Source organism: Mucilaginibacter sp., assembly GCF_036568825.1.
In the GTDB taxonomy this organism is placed as follows: domain Bacteria; phylum Bacteroidota; class Bacteroidia; order Sphingobacteriales; family Sphingobacteriaceae; genus Mucilaginibacter.
On sequence record NZ_DATCRU010000044.1, the window covers coordinates 23,749 to 43,320 of the forward strand.

24 protein-coding genes are annotated in these 19,572 nt (G+C 41.2%); 8 read left to right on the top strand and 16 right to left on the bottom strand.

All coding sequences use genetic code 11. The features are described from left to right. Positions 1–22: 22 nt before the first annotated feature. Together VIM89_RS08805 and VIM89_RS08810 are read left to right on the top strand one after the other, a co-directional pair. The gene (locus VIM89_RS08805; RefSeq protein ID WP_488155783.1) at positions 23–643 is read left to right on the top strand and encodes a hypothetical protein; all 621 of its coding nucleotides are present in this window, start codon (positions 23–25) and stop codon (positions 641–643) included. 4 nt (positions 644–647) lie between these two features. Then, complete coding sequence (locus VIM89_RS08810; protein WP_488155784.1) at positions 648–1,505, top strand: hydroxymethylglutaryl-CoA lyase; 858 nt, start codon at positions 648–650, stop codon at positions 1,503–1,505. A gap of 155 nt (positions 1,506–1,660) precedes the next feature. On the opposite strand, the gene VIM89_RS08815 is transcribed toward VIM89_RS08810, so the two are convergent. Further along, a complete protein-coding gene (locus VIM89_RS08815; protein ID WP_488155785.1) occupies positions 1,661–2,083 on the bottom strand; it encodes a GNAT family N-acetyltransferase in 423 nt (140 codons plus the stop codon). Between the two features lie 89 nt (positions 2,084–2,172). After that, a complete protein-coding gene (gene fbaA / locus VIM89_RS08820; RefSeq protein ID WP_488155786.1) occupies positions 2,173–3,252 on the bottom strand; it encodes a class II fructose-bisphosphate aldolase in 1,080 nt (359 codons plus the stop codon). A gap of 312 nt (positions 3,253–3,564) precedes the next feature. Here fbaA and accD point away from each other — a divergent pair, with 312 nt between their 5' ends. After that, positions 3,565–4,410 (top strand): acetyl-CoA carboxylase, carboxyltransferase subunit beta, encoded by an 846-nt coding sequence (accD, locus tag VIM89_RS08825; RefSeq protein ID WP_488155787.1) that lies wholly within the window; start codon positions 3,565–3,567, stop codon positions 4,408–4,410. A 191-nt stretch (positions 4,411–4,601) separates the two neighbouring features. Here accD and VIM89_RS08830 read toward each other — a convergent pair whose 3' ends face one another. From VIM89_RS08830 to glmM, 5 genes are all read right to left on the bottom strand, one after another. Further along, positions 4,602–4,829 (bottom strand): hypothetical protein, encoded by a 228-nt coding sequence (locus VIM89_RS08830; RefSeq protein ID WP_488155788.1) that lies wholly within the window; start codon positions 4,827–4,829, stop codon positions 4,602–4,604. 69 nt (positions 4,830–4,898) lie between these two features. Further along, positions 4,899–5,216 carry a hypothetical protein gene (locus tag VIM89_RS08835; protein WP_488155789.1) on the bottom strand — a complete coding sequence of 106 codons (318 nt, stop codon included), beginning with the start codon at positions 5,214–5,216 and terminating at the stop codon, positions 4,899–4,901. A gap of 103 nt (positions 5,217–5,319) precedes the next feature. Continuing rightward, entirely contained in the window at positions 5,320–6,456 is a 1,137-nt protein-coding gene (locus VIM89_RS08840; RefSeq protein ID WP_488155790.1) for a cysteine desulfurase family protein, read from the bottom strand. 74 nt (positions 6,457–6,530) lie between these two features. Then, positions 6,531–6,953 carry a four helix bundle protein gene (locus tag VIM89_RS08845; RefSeq protein WP_488155791.1) on the bottom strand — a complete coding sequence of 141 codons (423 nt, stop codon included), beginning with the start codon at positions 6,951–6,953 and terminating at the stop codon, positions 6,531–6,533. A 42-nt stretch (positions 6,954–6,995) separates the two neighbouring features. Next, on the bottom strand, positions 6,996–8,381 hold the full coding sequence (gene glmM / locus VIM89_RS08850) for a phosphoglucosamine mutase (protein WP_488155792.1): 1,386 nt from the start codon (positions 8,379–8,381) through the stop codon (positions 6,996–6,998). 114 nt (positions 8,382–8,495) lie between these two features. Here glmM and VIM89_RS08855 point away from each other — a divergent pair, with 114 nt between their 5' ends. Genes VIM89_RS08855 through VIM89_RS08865 form a run of 3 tightly spaced genes read left to right on the top strand, consistent with a single transcriptional unit; the run spans position 8,496 to position 10,505 of the window. Further along, on the top strand, positions 8,496–9,233 hold the full coding sequence (locus VIM89_RS08855) for an SAM-dependent methyltransferase (RefSeq protein ID WP_488155793.1): 738 nt from the start codon (positions 8,496–8,498) through the stop codon (positions 9,231–9,233). Further along, positions 9,226–9,789, top strand: a complete 564-nt coding sequence (locus VIM89_RS08860; protein ID WP_488155794.1) for a phosphatase PAP2 family protein — start codon at positions 9,226–9,228, stop codon at positions 9,787–9,789. The genes VIM89_RS08855 and VIM89_RS08860 overlap by 8 nt, the downstream gene beginning before the upstream one ends. Continuing rightward, positions 9,789–10,505, top strand: a complete 717-nt coding sequence (locus VIM89_RS08865; RefSeq protein ID WP_488155795.1) for a ZIP family metal transporter — start codon at positions 9,789–9,791, stop codon at positions 10,503–10,505. The genes VIM89_RS08860 and VIM89_RS08865 overlap by 1 nt, the downstream gene beginning before the upstream one ends. A 70-nt stretch (positions 10,506–10,575) precedes the next feature. Here the strand turns inward: VIM89_RS08865 and VIM89_RS08870 are convergent, their stop codons facing one another. The 9 genes from VIM89_RS08870 to VIM89_RS08910 all read right to left on the bottom strand — a co-directional run bounded on the left by VIM89_RS08870 (position 10,576) and on the right by VIM89_RS08910 (position 16,788). Continuing rightward, complete coding sequence (locus VIM89_RS08870) at positions 10,576–11,037, bottom strand: MarR family winged helix-turn-helix transcriptional regulator (protein ID WP_488155796.1); 462 nt, start codon at positions 11,035–11,037, stop codon at positions 10,576–10,578. Between the two features lie 30 nt (positions 11,038–11,067). Further along, entirely contained in the window at positions 11,068–11,232 is a 165-nt protein-coding gene (locus tag VIM89_RS08875) for a DUF5522 domain-containing protein (RefSeq protein WP_488155797.1), read from the bottom strand. Continuing rightward, entirely contained in the window at positions 11,233–12,171 is a 939-nt protein-coding gene (locus VIM89_RS08880) for an MBL fold metallo-hydrolase (RefSeq protein WP_488155798.1), read from the bottom strand. Positions 12,172–12,253: 82 nt separating this feature from the next. Beyond that, entirely contained in the window at positions 12,254–12,847 is a 594-nt protein-coding gene (gene coaE, locus VIM89_RS08885) for a dephospho-CoA kinase (protein ID WP_488155799.1), read from the bottom strand. Beyond that, positions 12,848–13,795, bottom strand: a complete 948-nt coding sequence (locus tag VIM89_RS08890) for a CdaR family protein (protein ID WP_488155800.1) — start codon at positions 13,793–13,795, stop codon at positions 12,848–12,850. A 98-nt stretch (positions 13,796–13,893) separates the two neighbouring features. Continuing rightward, complete coding sequence (gene yajC / locus VIM89_RS08895; protein WP_488155801.1) at positions 13,894–14,223, bottom strand: preprotein translocase subunit YajC; 330 nt, start codon at positions 14,221–14,223, stop codon at positions 13,894–13,896. Between the two features lie 11 nt (positions 14,224–14,234). Further along, positions 14,235–14,660: a DUF1573 domain-containing protein gene (locus tag VIM89_RS08900; protein ID WP_488155802.1), complete on the bottom strand. Its 426-nt coding sequence runs from the start codon at positions 14,658–14,660 to the stop codon at positions 14,235–14,237. 42 nt (positions 14,661–14,702) lie between these two features. Continuing rightward, a complete protein-coding gene (gene nusB, locus VIM89_RS08905; RefSeq protein ID WP_488155803.1) occupies positions 14,703–15,653 on the bottom strand; it encodes a transcription antitermination factor NusB in 951 nt (316 codons plus the stop codon). 49 nt (positions 15,654–15,702) lie between these two features. After that, positions 15,703–16,788, bottom strand: a complete 1,086-nt coding sequence (locus VIM89_RS08910; protein WP_488155804.1) for a Glu/Leu/Phe/Val family dehydrogenase — start codon at positions 16,786–16,788, stop codon at positions 15,703–15,705. 246 nt (positions 16,789–17,034) lie between these two features. On the opposite strand from VIM89_RS08910, the gene VIM89_RS08915 reads away from it, so the two are divergent. Then, on the top strand, positions 17,035–18,825 hold the full coding sequence (locus VIM89_RS08915; RefSeq protein ID WP_488155805.1) for an ABC transporter ATP-binding protein: 1,791 nt from the start codon (positions 17,035–17,037) through the stop codon (positions 18,823–18,825). Between the two features lie 125 nt (positions 18,826–18,950). Beyond that, positions 18,951–19,286, top strand: coding sequence for a DUF3276 family protein (locus tag VIM89_RS08920; protein ID WP_488155806.1), 336 nt, complete (start codon positions 18,951–18,953; stop codon positions 19,284–19,286). Positions 19,287–19,572 lie beyond the last annotated feature (286 nt).

Sequence of the window (19,572 nt, forward strand, 5' to 3'; positions counted from 1 at the left end):
TATATTTGCCTAAAATACGCTTATGAAAACATTGCTAATATGCATCGGTCTGGCCTTTATTACATTCGCAGGGTATGCGCAGGATGGAACAACGCGAAGTTACCAGGTAAACAGTTCATTACCTGTGCCTGAAGGAGATTCGGTAAAGCTGGTAATTGATGGCACCAGCGCTTACTATCAAAAAACGGTTAAAGTAGATACAGGGATTGGCGTTAGTTTGATCTATCTGCGCACACTACAGTTCATGGCAGCTAAAAACTTTCAGCAAACTTATGGTTATGAGCAGGAAGGGAAAGAGATATTCACCACTACGCAGGACTTGAATACCAATCCTTTTACAATTGGAAATTATTCGGATAATATCGATCCTTTTACTGTTCAATTTGCGGTAACTGTTGATATGAAGAAGCAACGGTACCGTTATACTATTCATAACGTGACATTTTACAGGCCGACTGAAACCGGCAATCTAAGGATGAGTCTTTATGAAGTGTATTTAAGGGCAACAAATGGTGATTCGCGATCTATAAAAAAGGACTCCAAAAAAGTGATCGATGCTTTTGAAAAATATATTGGTTCATTAACAGCCGAGCTCAGGGAAAGCATTGATCATAAGGCCATGATCTATAATACCAAATTTTAAATACATGGCCTCAGCTATCCAGATCACTGAATGTCCACGGGATGCCATGCAGGGGATACATAATTTTATTCCTACGGAGATTAAAGCGGAATACATCAATTTGCTATTACAAGTGGGTTTTGATACCATCGATTTTGGAAGCTTTGTTTCACCTAAAGCCATACCGCAGATGCAGGATACTGCCCAGGTATTGGAGAAGCTGGATTTGAGTAATTCACGGTCTAAATTATTAGCTATTATAGCGAACTACCGGAGGGCTGAAGAAGCTGCACAACATGAGGAGATCACTTACCTGGGGTTTCCGTTTTCCATATCAGAAACCTTCCAACAGCGTAATGCCAATACCAGTATAGCCGAGGCCTTTGAAATTGTAAAGCGAATAAAAGAGCTTAGTGATAGCAAAGAAAAGAAACTACTGATTTATCTTTCAATGGGTTTTGGCAATCCTTACGGTGATGAATGGCATAATGACATTGTATTGCGATGGGCCAAAAAACTTGTTGATGAGGGAGTTGAGTATATCTCTCTGGCGGATACTATTGGTATTGCCGCACCTGAGCAAATAGAGGGTTTATATTCGTCTTTATCAGGCAATTTTAAAAAAACAACCTGGGGTGTTCATTTGCATTCTACGCCGGATACCTGGAAACCCAAAATAGAAGCCGCATACAAAAGCGGCTGCAAAAGATTTGATACCGCTTTAAAGGGTTATGGGGGCTGCCCGATGGCAAAAGACGAGCTTACCGGAAATATCGCTACAGAGAATGTGATTTCTTACCTGCAAAGTCAAAACGTCGATCTCGGGCTTAATTTAGATAAATTGAAGGAGGCGATGGATTACTCGGGAAGGGTATTCAGTTAATATCTGCAAACGTCTTTGCGAGGAACGAAGCAATCTCTACTTAGGACATTCATGGACCTGAATTTTTAACTGAACGTTCCTCAACAAATTTCTTCTCCCTGATCTGCATAGCAAAGAGATTGCTTCGTTCCTCGCAAAGACGGCTTATTAATATTTTATGCTCTCTCCATCTTAAAATGCTGTATCCCCGCCTCTTCAAACTGTGGACCGGTCTTTACAAAACCAAACCGCTCGTATAATGATACCGCCTGTATTTGTGCATGCATATACACATAAGTAGCATCCTCAGGCAAATCATCCAAAACCGTTTGTACCAGTGCTTGCCCTACTCCATGCCCTCTGAATTTCTTCAGAACTGCAAAACGTTCCAGTTTATAGCCCTTGTCTGTTTTGCGCCAACGTGCTGCCCCAGCGGGTTCTCCGTCAACTTTGGCTAAAAAGTGTGTAGATTCATCTTCGTGCTCCCATTCCAGTTCAGGCGGGCAGTTTTGTTCGCCTACAAAAACTTCGCGGCGTATGGCGAAGACTTTTTCCAATTCAGCGGGATCGACAACTTTCTTTACTTCAACTTTTGACATGGGGCTTTTAGATTTGGGTTCGAAATTACTTAAAATAACAAACGCCCCAACAACTATCGGGGCGTTTGCATTGTAAAATTGTCCTGATATTACAATTTGCTGTTCACGTCAAGGCAATTCAAATCGTCGAATGCATGGGTCAGACGCTTAACGAAATTTTCTTCAGCTTTGCGAAGCCATACACGCGGATCATAGTATTTTTTGTTTGGTGAATCTTCTCCTTCAGGGTTACCGATCTGCGATTGCAGGTAACCTTCTTTTGATTTGTAGTAATCTTTAATGCCTTCCCAGAACGCCCATTGCATATCGGTATCGATATTCATTTTGATAGCGCCATAAGAAATAGCCTCGCGAATCTCTGCCTGGGTTGAGCCAGAACCACCGTGGAATACAAAGTTGATTGGCTTCTCAGCAGCAAGGTTATAATGTTGTTTAATATACTCCTGTGAATTGTGCAGAATGATCGGCTGCAATTTTACGTTACCCGGTTTGTAAACACCATGTACGTTACCAAAAGCAGCGGCAACTGTAAAGCGAGGGCTAACTTTTAAAAGGTTTTCATAAGCATAAGCCACATCTTCCGGCTGTGAGTATAAGTGATGGCTTGCAACATTACTGTTATCCACGCCATCTTCCTCACCGCCTGTTACACCTAACTCGATCTCCAGCGTCATACCCATTTTAGCCATACGCTCCAGGTATTTTGCTGAGATTTCGATATTCTCATGGATAGGCTCTTCAGAAAGATCCAGCATGTGTGATGAGAACAATGGTTTGCCGGTCTCAGCAAAGAATTTCTCACCGTGATCGAGCAGGCCGTCGATCCATGGTAATAATTTCTTAGCGCAGTGGTCGGTATGCATAATTACAGCTACACCGTAATGCTCAGCTAAAAGATGAACGTGACGTGCAGCAGAAACAGCGCCTAAAATGGTTGCCTGCAACTGCGAGTTATCCATTGATTTACCCGCATAAAACTGCGCACCACCATGTGATACCTGTATAATTACCGGTGAATTAACTGCTTTTGCAGTTTCCATTACGGCATTGATAGTATTGGTACCGGTTACGTTAACAGCGGGTAACGCAAATTGATGCTTTTTAGCGATCTCAAACAGCGCCTGCACCTGGTCGCCATGCAAAACGCCTTTATAATTTTTTAAATCCATATTAGCTTAAAATTCCTTGGTTTTGTTAAATTCCTTAGTACTTATTGGGGCCTCGAAGTTATAAAATTTCCTGGTTTAAGTAATGCAAGTAACTAATATTTAACACACATGACTATGTTTTGCATTATTTCCATTTTACAGTCATCTCATTTTAATTTCTTCAAAATTTAAATTTACAAGGCATTCTATTTTGACATTTTTGCAATAGCTTTAACTATGCAAAACATTTAGGTGGTTTGCAAGCTTTAATGCATAATCACTTCTATAATATTTTTTGTTTCTTTGCACAGAAATTGGAGGCACAACTAACAAATGACCTGGTTTAAAAGAGAATCAAAAGGGATAATAACTACGACCGAGGAAAAAAAAGAAGCCCCGGACGGCATATGGAACAAATGCCCGAATTGTAAAAAGCCATTGCATTACAGCGAACAAGTTGAGAACCAATACGTTTGCCATTACTGCGGTTATCACATCCGTATCGGTTCAAAAGAATATTTTTCTATTTTATTTGATAATAACGAGTTTACCGAGCTATATCCAAACCTAAAATCGGGCGACCCACTGAATTTTGAGGATACTAAAAAATATACCGACAGGATAGCCGAAACCACCAACAAGACAGGTCTGAAAGACGCAATCCGCGCCGGAGCCGGTAAAATTGATGGTCAGGATATCGTAATTGCCTGTATGGATTTTAATTTTATCGGCGGCTCAATGGGCTCTGTGGTTGGTGAGAAGATCGCCCGCTCTATCGATTATTGCATCGAGCACAAAGTGCCTTTCCTGATGATATCCAAATCGGGTGGTGCACGCATGATGGAAGCAGCTTTCTCATTAATGCAGATGGCCAAAACATCGGCTAAACTGGCTTTATTGGCTCAAGCAAAAATACCTTATATCTCATTACTTACAGACCCTACTACCGGTGGTGTAACCGCATCTTATGCAATGCTGGGCGATATCAACATTGCTGAGCCTGGTTCACTGATCGGCTTTGCAGGTCCGAGGGTTATTAAGGAGACGATCAAGAAAGATCTTCCTAAAGGCTTCCAAACTGCAGAGTTTGTTCAGGAGCATGGTTTCCTTGACTTTATTGTTGATCGCCGGGAAATGAAAGAGAAGTTGGCTACTTTTTTAAAAATGATGGCTAATTAATCATCAGGATTAAATATAAAAAGGCTCTGGTTGTGATCAGAGCCTTTTTTCTTTTTTGATGCGCCTTGTCGACGCCCGTCGGATATTCGGCTACCCGACTGATTTGCAATAACTGGATTTTGCTCCGAATTATTTGCTATGTTAATACCAAGTTACGACTTTATTTGATCTTTCCGAGGTATTTTTTCATTTTATGTGCCGATGCCTACAGTACCCTCTAATGCACCTCCCCCGGGCTCATTATTGTAAGGCAGATCGGCAAGACTTCCGTCTTCATTCAACACTTTTTTCGGTTTATCCTTATCCGGGCCGTTCTTTTCAAGTGACTCGCCGGACTTTTTATTTCCGGATGGATTGTCTGATTTTTTAGCTTTATTTTTTTCCTGAACTTCATCTTCAGGATCAAGATACTCACTCATGACAGATAGATTTTAATAAAAAGACAAATCACAAGATTTGTAAGTCCTGCAATAGCCTTTTTCGGTAAATTATATATTTTCAGTTCCAGGCTCGTGACCAATCATGCGGCCGGTTTTACGCCCCAGTTTACGGCTCTCAAAGTCCGTTTTAGCCGCACCAACTGAAGGGAATTCTTTCTGATTCGGCGGCGTTACATCGTTACGCTCGGTAAATGAAGAGTCTGCTCCCTCCTGTTGCGGGCTTGTCTCACTTTCGTGAGGGTAGATCGCCTCTTCTTTGGAGTTACCTTTTCCGGAGTTTTCGTTCGGCATTTTACCGTCACCCCGGTTTTCGGGCTTTTTATTTTTATCCTGCGCGTGGCCGGATTTTTCTTTTGCAGTTATCATAGGTTTATACGTTTAATATACTTTTATATAAACCCTTTGAGTTGCCTTATTGTTTTTGTTTATTTCTTAATCAGAAATAAATTTACCCATAAATCCAGGCTGTTTAGGCATAAGCCATACATAGTTCTTTCAGCTTCGATACGGTGTAATCCACTTCCTCTTTGGTATTGTACTTTGAGAAAGAGAAACGAACTGAAGGGCGAGTAGGATCGCCGCCGATGGCAGTTAATACATGTGAACCTATATCGCTGCCCGAGCTGCATGCGCTGCCACCAGATGCAGATATTCCTGCAATATCCAAATTGAACAGCAGCATATCAGCCATGTCGCTGCAAGGGAACGATACATTTAGAACTGTGTACAAGCTTTTTGCAGGATCGGTCTCGCCGTTAAACTCAATAGCCGGGATATTTTCCTTCAGCTGAGCGATCATATAGGTCTTAAGCGCCTGTATCTGGTTGTGATGCTCATCCATATTGGCATAAGCCAATTCCAGAGCTTTAGCCAAGCCTACAATGCCGTAAACATTTTCGGTACCGCCACGCATATTGCGCTCTTGCGAGCCGCCATAAATAAACGGTTTGATTTTTACCTTGTGATTGACATGTAAAAAGCCTACCCCTTTAGGGCCATGCAATTTATGGGCAGCACAAACCATAAAATGAGCTTTCAGTTTATTCAAGTCATGCCTGTAATGACCCATAGTCTGCACCGTATCCGCATGATAAATGGCATTGTGATGTTCGCACAAGTCACCGATACGCTCCATATCGCTAAGGGTACCGACTTCGTTATTGGCATGCATTAGTGATACGAGGCTGCGGTCATTACCTTTCAATAGTTCTTCCAGGTGAGTATAATCGATATTGCCTTTGTCATCTGTATCAACAAAGCTCAGTTTGATGGTGCCTGCCTTTTGCATAGCTTCGAGTGTGTGAATCACCGCATGGTGCTCTAAGCGACTAGATATAGCGTGCTTTAAGCCATTATCTACAATTCCGCAACGAATGGCAGTATTATCAGCCTCGGTGCCCCCCGAGGTAAAGAATATCTCGGCAGGTGAGGTGTGCAATAAATTTGCGACAGTTTTACGGGCTTTTTCTACAATAGAACGAACCTCGCGGCCGTGAGCATGTATGGATGATGGATTACCATAGTTGTTTTCCATCACCTTAAACATTTCCTTTAGAACTTCAGGGTCAATAGGCGTAGTAGCAGCATTATCAAAATAGACACGCATGGGATAGTAATTATTGAGTTAGTTAATTAATTAGTGAATTAGTGAATGACTGAATGAGTGATTAACTGGATTCGCTAATTATTTATTGAGTTTAAAATTATTCTTCTCTGATACAGTTTTTCATTATTCTTCTCTGATACAGTTTTTCGGGCTGATGAAGTTACTTTTAGTATCTCATTTGCCTCGTTCATCAGAGTTATTATTTGAGCCTTTTGAACAACCTCTGCTTCAATCAACACTTCCATCCAAAAAATACTTTCATCAGCTTCTTCAACTACGATAGAAATTTTAGAATGAAATTCTGCTTGTGACCTTGCTCTGCAGGCAGCCCTATAATTTGCTCCTACAGAAGATGATGACCGCAACAATTGCTTACCAATTATCCTTGCTTCTTCAGTCTTCGGTAGTGATCTGTACAATTTTATATTGTCGACAACAAATTTCTTGGTGCGATTTCTGAATTGTTCTGCGAATTCGTTTTTCTCAAAGTTTTCCATTATCAATCACTCATTCGCTAATTCACTCATTCGCTAATTAAATTACAGATTGAGAATTTCTTTTATGTCAGTTATGATCTTGTTGGCCAGATTATCCGCGATCGTTTCTGAATTTCCCTCAGAGTAGATACGGATGATCGGCTCGGTATTTGATCTGCGCAAATGTACCCATTCTTTATCAAATTCTATCTTCAGACCATCGATAGTCGTATGAGGTTGCTTTTTGTATTTATCTTCAACCTTAAGCAGCAAGCGGTCAATATCCATTTCCGGAGTCAGCGTGATTTTATTTTTAGAAATAAAGTAGCCCGGATAAGAAGCTCTTAAGCTTGAAACTGATTTGCCATATTTGGCCAGATGGGTTAAAAACAAAGCGATTCCCACCAAGGCGTCACGACCATAATGCAGTTCAGGATAGATCACACCGCCATTTCCTTCGCCGCCAATCACAGCATTTACTTCCTTCATTTTGTTCACCACGTTCACCTCGCCTACCGCTGCAGCATGGTATTCGCCGCCCGCTTTTTCGGTAACATCGCGTAATGCACGTGTTGATGAAAGGTTAGAAACCGTATTTCCTTTTTTGTGCTTTAATACATAATCTGCAACAGCAACCAGGGTATACTCTTCGCCGAACATATTGCCGTCCTCGCAAACAAATGCCAGGCGGTCAACATCCGGGTCAACAGCAATACCCAAATGTGCTCCTTTTTTAACTACTTCGTTTGAAAGTGCGATCAGGTTCTCCGGCAGAGGTTCCGGGTTATGCGGGAAGTTACCATCCGGATCACAATATAATTTATGAACAGTTTTTACACCTAATGCCTTTAATAAAGCCGGTACAAATATGCCGCCGGTTGAGTTGACACAATCGATAACGATCTTGAATTCAGCTTTGGCAATAGCAGCTACATCAACCAATGGTAGCGCCAAAATACTGTCGATATGCCTTTGAACATAGCTATTATCAACTGTAATCTTGCCCAAGTCGTTTACCTCTGCGTATTTCACATCGCCTTTTTCTGCAATATCTAATACTTCTTTGCCATCTGCATCACTGATAAACTCGCCTTTTTCGTTCAGCAATTTAAGCGCATTCCATTGTTTTGGGTTGTGACTGGCAGTTAATATAATACCTCCGGCAGCTTCCTCCCACGGCACGGCGACTTCGACGGTTGGTGTGGTAGAAAGGCCCAGATCAATCACATCGATACCCAAACCCTGCAAGGTGCCTACCACCAGGTTATTCACCATAGTACCTGAGATACGCGCATCACGGCCCACCACGATCTTCTTTTTACCTGATCGTTTTACAGCCCAGGCACCATACGCCGAAGTAAATTTTACGATATCCAATGGCGTTAAACCATCACCTGCTGCGCCACCAATGGTGCCGCGAATCCCTGATATTGATTTTATTAAAGTCAAAGTATTAAATATTTGAGTGCAAAATTAAAAATATTTGAACGATAGCCGTACAAATTCCGAAGGCTTAGACCGGATTTTGATATTTAGCTATATTTGTGACTATACAAAAACATTATGGCCAACGAATGGTTCTACGACTGGTTTAATTCTCCGTATTACCATCTTCTTTATCATAAACGTGACGATGCTGAGGCTCAGTATTTCATCGACAATTTACTTTCAAAACTTCATATCCCGCTCCATTCAAAGCTATTGGACATAGCCTGCGGACGCGGACGGCATGCTATTTACTTGAATACGCACGGTTATGATGTTACCGGCATCGATCTATCCGTCGAAAACATTCGCTTCGCCAAACAATTTGAAAACGATACGCTGAGGTTTTTCGTGCACGATATGCGCGAATTATCCTATGATCGTTACTTTGATGTTGCCTTCAACCTGTTCACCAGTTTTGGCTATTTCACAATAGATGAGCAGCATATCGGTTCGCTTATCAATTTCCACAATGCTTTAAAACCGGGCGGGTTGCTGGTGCTGGATTATTTCAACAGTGAGAAAATATTGCGAAATCTGGTGCCAAATCCGGTGAAAACGGTGGAGGATGTTGAATTTCATATTCAAAAAACCATTAGTGGGAATAAGATCATCAAAACTATTTCGTTCGATCATGGCAATGAAAGCTATACATTTAAAGAAATGGTAAGCACTTTTATGGAAGCTGATTTTATGAGATTTTTTAAACAAAGTGGTTTTGAAATTATAAGTACTTTTGGCAGCTACGGACTGGACAGATTTGATGCGGAACACTCAGACCGATTAATATTTATTTGTAAAAGATCCGATGCTTGAACATCTTATACAGTTAGACCGGCACCTATTTTTTTATATCAATCACGATCTGACCAATCCTTTTTTTGATTGGCTGATGCCGATTTTGCGCAACCCACGCACCTGGATACCGCTGTATATTTTCATTTTGGCCTTTTGCCTGTGGAAGTATAAGAAGACGGGCGCTCTTATTGTGATCTTATTTGCACTTTCTGCAGGTTTTGCAGATTTTACCAGCGTACATTTGATAAAGAACAATGTACAGCGCCTCCGCCCCTGCCGTGATCCGATAGATTCAGAAACTGCAACTATCCGCGTGCCCTGCGGAACTGGTTATAGTTTTCCATCAACGCATGCCACAGATCATTTTGCTATGGCTGCCTTTATCAGCTTTGTATTTTTCAGGCGATGGAAATGGATATGGTTATGGGCGGTTTTGTGGGCCGGATCGATCTCATTTGCACAGGTGTATGTTGGTGTCCATTTTCCTATAGATGTTACCGTAGGCATGCTCTATGGCATTTTTGTGGGATGGTTATTCTACCTGGTATTTAAAAAATTTCAACCTGATTTTTAATGGCTCTCTGGAAGATATTGGTTTTGTTTTTTGGCGCTTTTTCGGGCGGCATGTCTGTATTTCTTTTTAAGGGGGATAATCACAAAAACCTGAAATTAGTCCTGTCCTTTAGCGGCGCCTATCTGTTTGGCATCACCGTTTTGCACCTGATACCTGATGCCTATCATGGCAATGACAATTACGTCGGTGTATTTATCCTAATCGGCTTTTTATTCCAGATCGTACTGGAGCAATTCTCAGAAGGTATCGAGCACGGTCACATGCATAAACCCAATCATGAGCATATCGCTTTTCCTTTGGGTATATTGATCAGCCTTTGTATACACGCCTTTTTGGAAGGTATGCCACTGGCTGAAGGTAATCAAAATCAATTGGTTTGGGGAATTGCATTGCACCATGTGCCTGCAGCTTTTGCGTTGGCTACAGTTTTGCTGGCTAATCAACAAAGCAAAGGCAAAACCATATTCTTTGTCATCCTATTCGCCATTATGGCTCCGGCTGGTTATTTTTTTAGCAATGCTTTAAGTACAGGCGGCATAGGAAATTTGCAGCAATATTTTAACCGGATAATGGGTGTAGTGATCGGGATATTTTTGCATATATCCACTACTATTTTGTTTGAATCAGGGCCTGATCATAAGTTTACAGTAAGGAAGTTGGTTGCGGTGTTGGTGGGTGTAGGTTTGGCGTTAGTGGGGTTTATCAGCGAGTTATAGATTGTTTGTGAAGACACAAACAATGGGAAAAGAGAAATCCGAAATCACAATTCCGAAATCCGAAATCAAACTATCCTCTCAACTTATCCAGCAAATCACTCAATTTCCCTGCTTCTTCTTCAGTGAGGTTATTTTTCAGCATATCCTTAGTCTTGAATTCCTCATCCATTTTGGACAGGATCTCTAACCCAGCTTCGCTGATGCGGATATCTACAGCGCGGCGGTCTTTGTTATTGGTGCAACGGGAAACCAGTCCTTTTTGAATCAGGCGGTCAACAATGCGGGAAGCGTCAGACATTTTATCGAGCATACGCTCTTTGATCATGTTGATGGTAGCAGGGTTTGGGTATTGCCCGCGAAGTATGCGCAACACGTTGAATTGCTGCTGGGTAAGGTTATGCTTTTCAAACCGGCAACGGAATGTATTACTTAACCAGCCATAGGTATAAGTAATATTGATAACGGCTTTATGGTAGTTATCCTCAAACTTGTTGCTCTGTATTTCTTCCCCTATTTGCATACCGTCTTTCACTTTAATAATCCCTTAATGCAAAGATGTTGATTATTTCTTAATTTGTTTATGTTCAGACTCCTTTTGTTTTCCGAAGTCCCACGGACAATGCAGACATTTGTTTTTACAGCAATGGCCACGCTTTAAATGGTACTCCCTGGTGAAAACAAAATTTCCATCTTCATTGATATAATAATCAACATTCTCTACCAGCATCTAGTTCAAAATTTTCACAAAGATAGCATCGCCGAAATGTTTTCTTAAATGATTTCCGTCGCCGTGCAAGGTCCAGATTTGTTTGGGTTGAGTTTTTTCTATAGTTAGTAAGATATCGTTCCAATCCACGTGATCAGAGATAAATAATGTGTCATTCTGATTTACTTGCAAGTTTTTCCAGCCAGAAGCAAATAAGCGCTTAACTCCAGTCGCCCTGATATAGCTATCAAAAGTGAATGGCGGAACGATGTATACATATTCCTGCTGTGTCTTCATCAATTTACGGCTGTATAACTGATACTTCCCTAAAGAAAATCCCATCTTTTCATAGATCGCATTCAATGGCATGATCTTGTGATGAATCAGAATGGTTTTCTGCGGTACATACTCAGTGATGAGGTTTATTAAGCGCTGACTTTTTCCAAGACCATAGGCTCCTAACAGGATATTGCTTTTGATATCATTCAACTTTTTTATTTCATCAACAGGATCGGGATGGATAACATTAGGATCGGCAAAAGTACTTTCGGTGATCAGCACATCTGTTTTCACCCATTCGATAGGCTCACAGGTAGCGTCAGATTGCAGTTTATAGTCGCCTGTATAAAGATATCTTGTACCCTGGTATTCCATTAATATCTGGGCCGAGCCCAGCATATGTCCGGCAGGGATAAAGGTTATCTGTATATTGCCAATTACAAATGATTTATCATAAGTTACAATATTGAATTCCTTTGCAGCGGTTTTGCCGTACCGCAGTTGCATAAAAGCAGCCGTTGCTTCGGTGCAATAAACCTGGTTGTTATTGGCGACAGCGTGATCGGCATGGGCATGAGAGATGACAGCCGTTTTCACTGGTTGCTGCGGATCGATATAAAACTGACCGTATTTGCAGTACAGGCCATTAGTATCAAAGTAAAGGAAATCGTCTAAAATCATAATTGGTTCACTAGTTCATTGGTTCATTAGTGGGTTATAGTATATTGAACATAAGAACAACAAGTACCAATGAACAAGTGAACTAATGAACAAATGAACTAAACCGTTTATGCAATTCCAGAACTTGTGGTATCACCAACTCAGTATCATCATTACGGATAACAAAATCGGCAAGCTGAATTTTCTTTTCTTCTGAAAATTGCCTTGCATTGCGGCTTTCTACTTCTTCACGTGTCAGTTTATCACGCTGCATTACCCGGTTGACACGCAGCTCCAATGGCGCGGTAATCATAATGGTTTTATCACACATTTGGTACGACGAGCTTTCAAATAACAAAGCCGCCTCTTTCATTACATAAGGTGCGTTCTTTTGGACAGCAACCCAATTATCAAAAGCCCTGAAAACGGCTGGATGAACGATGGCATTCAGTTTGGCCAGTTCTATTTCGTTATTGAATACGATACCAGCAATATGTTTTCGGTTTAATGATCCATCATTGAAATAAGATTCATTACCGAACTCTTTCGTTAAAGCATCGATCAGGATTGGGTCTTCCACCATCACTTTTTTGGCGGCATCATCAGCATAAAATACAGGAACGCCCAATATTTCAAATATCTTGCTTACGGTAGTCTTTCCGCTGCCTATGTTACCTGTTATTCCTACTTTAAGCATCTATTTTCTGACGATGAAATCGATATTTTGAGGTTCTATTTTTACTATTTTGCAGTAAGCCGGTCGCCTGGAAAGTTTTACCGGCAAGGTGGTATAGCCCCGGTCTTTCCATAAATTCAGATCGGCCGTTGCTTCGAACAGGTCCTCATCCATTTGGGCATAACGGCTAAGCGAGGTTGTAAATGTTACCGTCACTTTTAACGGAAACATCTTCACTTTGTAATAGTCGTGATTGTTTACAAGCTTTACAGGGATGGAAATTTCCTTTTCCGTGTACTCATCAACAGGCACTACCACCTGCACTGATTTTGGATAGATGCTGACGTTCCCTTCTTTCGATGCCTGAAGCTCAACACTTGTTCTTAATGTCTCATCAACACTATCAGCTGTAAGTGAATCCGTATCCCATGATTCAATGTGCTCCAGCGCATTGCCCGGACCGCTTAAGGTCACATACGATGGTTTTATCACCACATCGTTCGACTGTGCGTATTGCTGCTGGTAATTGATACTGGAAATTAGGTGGACAGGCACCCGTTTTACAGCCCTGTTAGAAAAATCAAAATAAAGCGTATCAGGATTAAAGCTGACAATCGGGTTGTCAAAATCCTTGCGCTCATTGATGTCTTTCAGTTGTGAACTTAGAACTACATAATCCTTAGTATCGAGCGTGTGCAAATCAACAGTGATCTTCCTGTTCTCAAAGTTCATTTTGGAAAACAGCATGTCCCAGCCTGTGCCCTGTATAGTGGTATTGATTGTATCCGGCTGTAAGGAATGGAAGGCACGCTTCTGAGGCATATTTTTATAGGTCAACACCTCTTTAACCGTAAAGTTGTAGTTATTGGACAGCGTAGTAAAAACCCAGGCCACCGCTGCTAATATTAAGCAGGTAAAGAAAGCCGAAAGCCGCCTCCGTTCCGATGCCGATAGTTTTACAATTGCCATTTTTGAGGTAAAGCTTTTTGAGGTGAAAGCTTAAAGGCGAAAGGTGAAAGGTGATTATTCACCCTTCACCTTTCACCTTTCGCCTTTTACCTCTTAATTTACTTCGCTACTGCCGGTGGCGTGTTTAACGCTTTTGAGGCTTCCAGCGAAATAGCTGATTTTTCAAAACGTATTTTGTGGCCGCCTTCGGTTTCAACCAAAAAAGTTGTTTCAGACACATCTACGATCTTACCATGTATACCTGCAGTAGTGATCACTTTATCGCCTTTTTTTAGTTCTTCAACGTATTTTTTCTGATCCTTTTGTTTTTTAACCTGCGGGCGGATCATAAAGAAGTAAAATACCACTATGATCAGCAGCAGCGGAACAAATGAACCAAAACCACCTAAACCACCGGCACCTGCCTGTAATAAAATTGTCGCTATCATTTATATAAAAATTAAATTCCTGTTACTTCGCCAATTAAATGAACCAGGTTTTGCGCCGGGTTAGTGTTGGCTGTTATTGTTATCATTTTGTCCTGTAAACCCATTTTACCTGCACTATTAAAAGTAACTTTAATTACTCCGCTTTCGCCCGGTTTTATCGGGGCTGACGGCCATTCGGGTTTGGTACAACCGCATGAAGCAATTGCATCTTTTATGATCAATGGCGACTTACCGGTATTAGCAAATTTAAATTCATAGGTTACTTTGTCGCCCTGCTTTATTTTGCCAAAGTCATGCGTATCTTTTTCAAACTTCATGACCGGCTTATCAGCTGTCGCCGAGCTAGCCGAACCATTATCTGCCACATTGTTCCCATTCGAATTACAAGACACCATCAGCATGGTTACTGCTATAAGTGCCAAAAACAAATTTTTCATTGATCTTTAATTATTGTGTACTAATTATCAGTTCAAATTTAATTAATCTTCAATTAAGCCGCGCCCTACTTTTTTAATTACGTTGTCGGCTTTCAATTCGTATAAAATCTTATCTAAAATACCGTTTATAAATGAATTGCTCTTAGGCGTACTGAACTCTTTGGAAATCTCCAGGTATTCGTTAATCGTCACTTTAACAGGGATAGAGTTAAAGTTAATAAATTCAGCGATAGCCATTTTCATCAATAGGGTGTCCATCATAGCAATTCGCTCAGGTTCCCAGTTCTGTGTTTTTTTGCTGATCATTTCCTGGTACGCCTCATCATGACGTATGCTTTGCTGGAACAGGTTGATAATAAACTCCTTGTCTTCGGCCCAGTTACCGGTAACCTCAGCCAGTTTATTCTCTTTATAATTATCGCTTGAAAAATTCTTGAACGTCTTCGCGATCAATGCCTGCAGCACGTCCTTATCAACCGGCCAGAAAATAAATTTATCCTCAAAAACCTGTTCAGCCAGCAGCGATTTCAGGATAACCTTTTTGAAAATAAATTTGATGACATCCTTATCTGTCTGCAGCGTATCATCTGTTTTTTTCAGGTATTCAGCGTACTCAGGTGAGTTTTTCAGGATAGTGAACAATGATTTTGCCAGCTCTGGCTCAAAAGTCCAGGATACTTTGTATTTCTTCAGTGCAGATTGATACTCCGCATTCTCATTTAAAGAGAGAATAAACCTGTTGGTAAGAATTTTAAGCTGAGGGTTAAGATCTTCGGCGGTAGGCAGGTGTTTATGCTTGCGCTCTTCGGCATCGATTTCTGCATACTCCACCACTTCCGAAATGAGGGAAAGCATCCAGATATACATTTCGTATACCATATCAACACTTTGGAGCAGATTTTTTTCGTGTTGTTTTATTTCCTTGTTATCAGACTGATGGTAGGCATATAATGCCTGCAATACTTTTACACGTAGATGTCTTCTGTTTAGCATAGTTGTAAAGAACGATTAGGGGGCAGCCCGTTAATATTTATTGTGTTAATTAATAGGTTGATTTTACTTTTTTGATGTCTGATATACGTTTTTCGGCAATTTTGTTCGCGGCCTCGATAGTTGAAATATTTTCGGCCTTTGATAATTTTAACACATTACGTGTTGCTTCATAAATGTTTTCTGTAAGTTGTAAGGTACGCTTTTTACTGAAACCCATCAACTCTGAATAACAATTAATTACACCACCCGCATTGATCACATAATCGGGTGCGAATAATACGCCCTGCTCCAACAACCTTCTACCATGAATATACTCATCCTCCAGCTGATTGTTTGCCGATCCTGCAATTATTGCAAATTTAAGTTTATTTATTGTTTGATCGTTAATTGTTGCTCCTAAAGCGCATGGCGAATAAATATCGGCGTCGATATCAAAAATGGTATTGTTGGATACAGCCTTTGCGCCATACTTTTTTGCCACCTGTATGGTACGCTCTTCGTTAATGTCACTCACATACACCATAGCGTTCTCATCGCGCAGCAAACGGGTTAGGTTTTCGCCTACGTGGCCTATTCCCTGCACTACTACCGAACGGCCCGCCAATGTATCGTTACCATAAAGTTCTTTCACAGCAGCTTTTATACCCATAAAAACACCTTGTGCAGTAATTGGTGAAGGATCGCCGCTGCCACCTATGGTTTCAGGCACGCCCATTACATATTGCGTTTCCATACGGATAAACTCCATATCGCGGGGGTTAGTACCTACGTCTTCAGCTGTGATGAATTCGCCATTCAGGTTTTTAATAAAACGCCCGAATTTGCGTAGCAAGGCCTCAGTTTTATCCTTGCGTGCATCGCCTATAATTACTGCTTTGCCACCGCCCAGGTTAAGGCCAGCTACTGCAGCCTTGTAGGTCATGCTTTTTGATAGGCGCAGCACATCATTTAGTGCATCTGCTTCGGTTTTGTAGGCCCACATGCGTGTGCCGCCAAGGGCAGGGCCCAATGTAGTATCATGTATGGCAATGATGGCTTTAAGGCCGGAATCAGGGTCATTACAAAATACAATTTTTTGGTGGCCAAAGGCATTCATCTGGCCAAATATGGATTCGCTGGTATTTTGCTCTGACATTAGACGGTAACCTATATATTTATATTAGGGGACGCAACAAAAGTATAGGTTTTTTTGATTGTGGCAAACTAATTTAATTAGCGAATGAGTGAATTGGTGAGTTGGTGAGTGGTGAATAGTGAATGGTCAATGATTTAAATCTGATAATTTTCATGTCGGTCCAACTACTCACCATTCACTATTGACTATTGGCTGACTTACCGACTTTCCGACTTCCGGACTAAACATTACCTTTGCTAAAGAACCATGAAGAGTCTTGCTTACCTAAATAAATTCTTTTATAAATACCGTTGGCGACTTATACCGGGCGTGCTGTTTGTTATTATTTCCAACGTTTTCGGGGTATTGACGGCGCCATTGATCCGGGTGGCTTTTGACCTGGTTTCCGAAAACATCTCGGTTTATCATTTATTTGCTAATTTTAACCGGCAGACCATTATTTATAACCTGTTTGGATACAGCATGCTGCTTTTCGCTGGTATTGTGCTGGCGCTGGCTGTTTTAAGGGGTCTGTTCCTCTTCCTGATGCGTCAGACTATCATCCTCATGTCACGGCATATCGAATATGATCTCAAAAACGAGATTTATAACCATTACCAATTGTTGTCCCTTGCATTTTACCGCCGCCACAATACAGGTGATTTGATGAACCGTGTAACGGAAGACGTAAGCCGTGTGCGCATGTACCTGGGTCCGGGCATTATGTATACCATTAATACGGTCACGCTTTTTATCATCGCCATTTGTTTTATGGTGACGGTGGATATCAAGCTGACTATATTCTCCATTATGCCGATGCCTATTTTAGTAGTAACCATTTATTATGTAAATAACATCATCAACTTCCGCAGCGAAAAGATTCAGCAGCGACTATCGGCTCTTTCAAGTTTTGTGCAGGAGAATTTTTCGGGCATACGCGTGATCAAATCCTATGTGCGCGAGGAAACAGTTCGTGAAAGTTTTGCTGAGGAGAGCGAGAATTATAAAACCCATTCAATGGAGCTGGTAAAAGTTCAGGCGATGTTCTTCCCTACAATGTTGTTATTGGTAGGCTTGAGTAATGTTATTATTATGTATGTGGGCGGTGTTGAGGTGATGAAAGGAAATATCACCGCGGGTAACATCGCTGAGTTTATCGTCTATTTGAATATGCTGACCTTCCCGGTGATGTCATTGGGATGGGTGACCTCGCTGATACAAAGGGCTGCTGCCTCACAGAAAAGGATCAACGAGTTTTTACATGAGCGGCCGGAGATCATATCACCAATCGTTGCACAGCGTACGATAAAAGGTAAGATCAGCTTTAACAACGTTTCTTTTTATTATCCGGATACAGGCATCCACGCCCTAAAGAATGTGTCATTTACTGCCGAGCCGGGGCACATGATCGCTATCATCGGGCGCACAGGGTCTGGAAAATCAACCATTGCCAACCTCATTATGCGTATGTATGATGTTACAGGCGGACAAATCCTGATCGACGATCAACCTGTACAGCAGCTCAACCTCGAGAACTATCGCTCGCAGATAGGCTTTGTGCCACAGGAAGTTTTCCTGTTTTCGGATACCATCGCCAATAATATTGCTTTTAGCGCCGACACGTTGAACATGCCTTTAGTAGAACAAGCTGCTAAAGATGCCGCTGTTTACACCAATATCATGGAATTGGAGCATGGCTTTGAGACATTGATCGGCGAACGTGGCGTTACCTTATCCGGCGGACAAAAACAACGCGTATCCATAGCCCGGGCCATTGTAAAGCATCCGCAGATATTGATCTTTGACGATTGCCTCTCTGCTGTGGACACCCGTACTGAAGAGGAAATCTTGCGCAATTTGGGAGGAATAATGGAAGGCAAGACAAGCATTATCATTGCTCACCGAATCTCAACCATAAAAAATGCCGACAAAATATTGGTAATGGACAATGGCGAAATCGTTGAACAGGGCACCCATGACGAACTGATGAACCGCAAACAGGTTTATTTTGAATTGTATGAAAAGCAATTGCTGGAAGAAGAGGAAAATGCCCAATAATTAACTTTTAATATAAAATAAGGCCTAAATATTGAAAAAAGCACAACAATATTGTTTTTGATGCTTGTACTTTGAAAAATTATTTATATTTATGCCAAATCAAAAACTAATTACAATTTTTTAACATGGGTGATTTCGACAATAGAGAGCGTGAGGAAGTATTCTCAAAAAAAGTCAGAGCGGGTAAAAGGACGTACTTTTTTGATGTAAAGGCGACTCGTTCAAACGACTATTATATTACTATTACAGAAAGCAAAAAACGCCTTGAAGATGGTGTTTTCATCAAGCACAAGATCTTCCTTTACAAAGAAGATTTCGAAAAATTTGCGGAAGGACTCAAAGACACAGTTGAGTACATCAAAGCCAACCAGGAAGTTGTAGAAAAACGCTATGAAATGAGCGAATCACCCGAAGTAGCCAAAGCCGCCGCTGATGACGACGATTTCTCTTTTGACATTTAAAACTAACTAAACTAACCCATATAAAAACCCTGCTTTTGGCGGGTTTTTTTGTTTTGTATTTTACTCTGTGAAAAACCTCCGTGTCCTTTGTGGTTTAGAATTTTACCAAATGCTGTCCGAAGTCTCTGACTTCGGGCGGTTATGTATGTCTTGTCCTGAAATAGGTTTACACAAAGTAAACAAAGATGAAAGGACAAAAGACAGCAAAAGAGCGTTTGCCAGCTCAGATTTTTAATGAGGCATTTAAGCGAAAAGTGTGCGATGAATATTTGCGTACAGGTGTTAC

Bases quoted from the DNA above. Each gene is read 5' to 3' on its own strand.
- VIM89_RS08910 (WP_488155804.1), bottom strand. From the start codon at position 16,788: ATGTCAGAGCAAAATACCAGCGAATCCATATTTGGCCAGATGAATGCC.
- VIM89_RS08845 (WP_488155791.1), bottom strand. From the start codon at position 6,953: ATGGAAAACTTTGAGAAAAACGAATTCGCAGAACAATTCAGAAATCGC.
- VIM89_RS08830 (WP_488155788.1), bottom strand. From the start codon at position 4,829: ATGAGTGAGTATCTTGATCCTGAAGATGAAGTTCAGGAAAAAAATAAA.
- accD (WP_488155787.1), top strand. From the start codon at position 3,565: ATGACCTGGTTTAAAAGAGAATCAAAAGGGATAATAACTACGACCGAG.
- coaE (WP_488155799.1), bottom strand. From the start codon at position 12,847: ATGCTTAAAGTAGGAATAACAGGTAACATAGGCAGCGGAAAGACTACC.
- VIM89_RS08855 (WP_488155793.1), top strand. From the start codon at position 8,496: ATGGCCAACGAATGGTTCTACGACTGGTTTAATTCTCCGTATTACCAT.
- VIM89_RS08840 (WP_488155790.1), bottom strand. From the start codon at position 6,456: ATGCGTGTCTATTTTGATAATGCTGCTACTACGCCTATTGACCCTGAA.
- VIM89_RS08805 (WP_488155783.1), top strand. From the start codon at position 23: ATGAAAACATTGCTAATATGCATCGGTCTGGCCTTTATTACATTCGCA.
- VIM89_RS08915 (WP_488155805.1), top strand. From the start codon at position 17,035: ATGAAGAGTCTTGCTTACCTAAATAAATTCTTTTATAAATACCGTTGG.
- VIM89_RS08815 (WP_488155785.1), bottom strand. From the start codon at position 2,083: ATGTCAAAAGTTGAAGTAAAGAAAGTTGTCGATCCCGCTGAATTGGAA.
- VIM89_RS08865 (WP_488155795.1), top strand. From the start codon at position 9,789: ATGGCTCTCTGGAAGATATTGGTTTTGTTTTTTGGCGCTTTTTCGGGC.
- VIM89_RS08860 (WP_488155794.1), top strand. From the start codon at position 9,226: ATGCTTGAACATCTTATACAGTTAGACCGGCACCTATTTTTTTATATC.
- VIM89_RS08920 (WP_488155806.1), top strand. From the start codon at position 18,951: ATGGGTGATTTCGACAATAGAGAGCGTGAGGAAGTATTCTCAAAAAAA.
- VIM89_RS08880 (WP_488155798.1), bottom strand. From the start codon at position 12,171: ATGATTTTAGACGATTTCCTTTACTTTGATACTAATGGCCTGTACTGC.
- VIM89_RS08810 (WP_488155784.1), top strand. From the start codon at position 648: ATGGCCTCAGCTATCCAGATCACTGAATGTCCACGGGATGCCATGCAG.
- VIM89_RS08835 (WP_488155789.1), bottom strand. From the start codon at position 5,216: ATGATAACTGCAAAAGAAAAATCCGGCCACGCGCAGGATAAAAATAAA.
- fbaA (WP_488155786.1), bottom strand. From the start codon at position 3,252: ATGGATTTAAAAAATTATAAAGGCGTTTTGCATGGCGACCAGGTGCAG.
- nusB (WP_488155803.1), bottom strand. From the start codon at position 15,653: ATGCTAAACAGAAGACATCTACGTGTAAAAGTATTGCAGGCATTATAT.
- VIM89_RS08890 (WP_488155800.1), bottom strand. From the start codon at position 13,795: ATGGCAATTGTAAAACTATCGGCATCGGAACGGAGGCGGCTTTCGGCT.
- VIM89_RS08875 (WP_488155797.1), bottom strand. From the start codon at position 11,232: ATGCTGGTAGAGAATGTTGATTATTATATCAATGAAGATGGAAATTTT.
- VIM89_RS08900 (WP_488155802.1), bottom strand. From the start codon at position 14,660: ATGAAAAATTTGTTTTTGGCACTTATAGCAGTAACCATGCTGATGGTG.
- yajC (WP_488155801.1), bottom strand. From the start codon at position 14,223: ATGATAGCGACAATTTTATTACAGGCAGGTGCCGGTGGTTTAGGTGGT.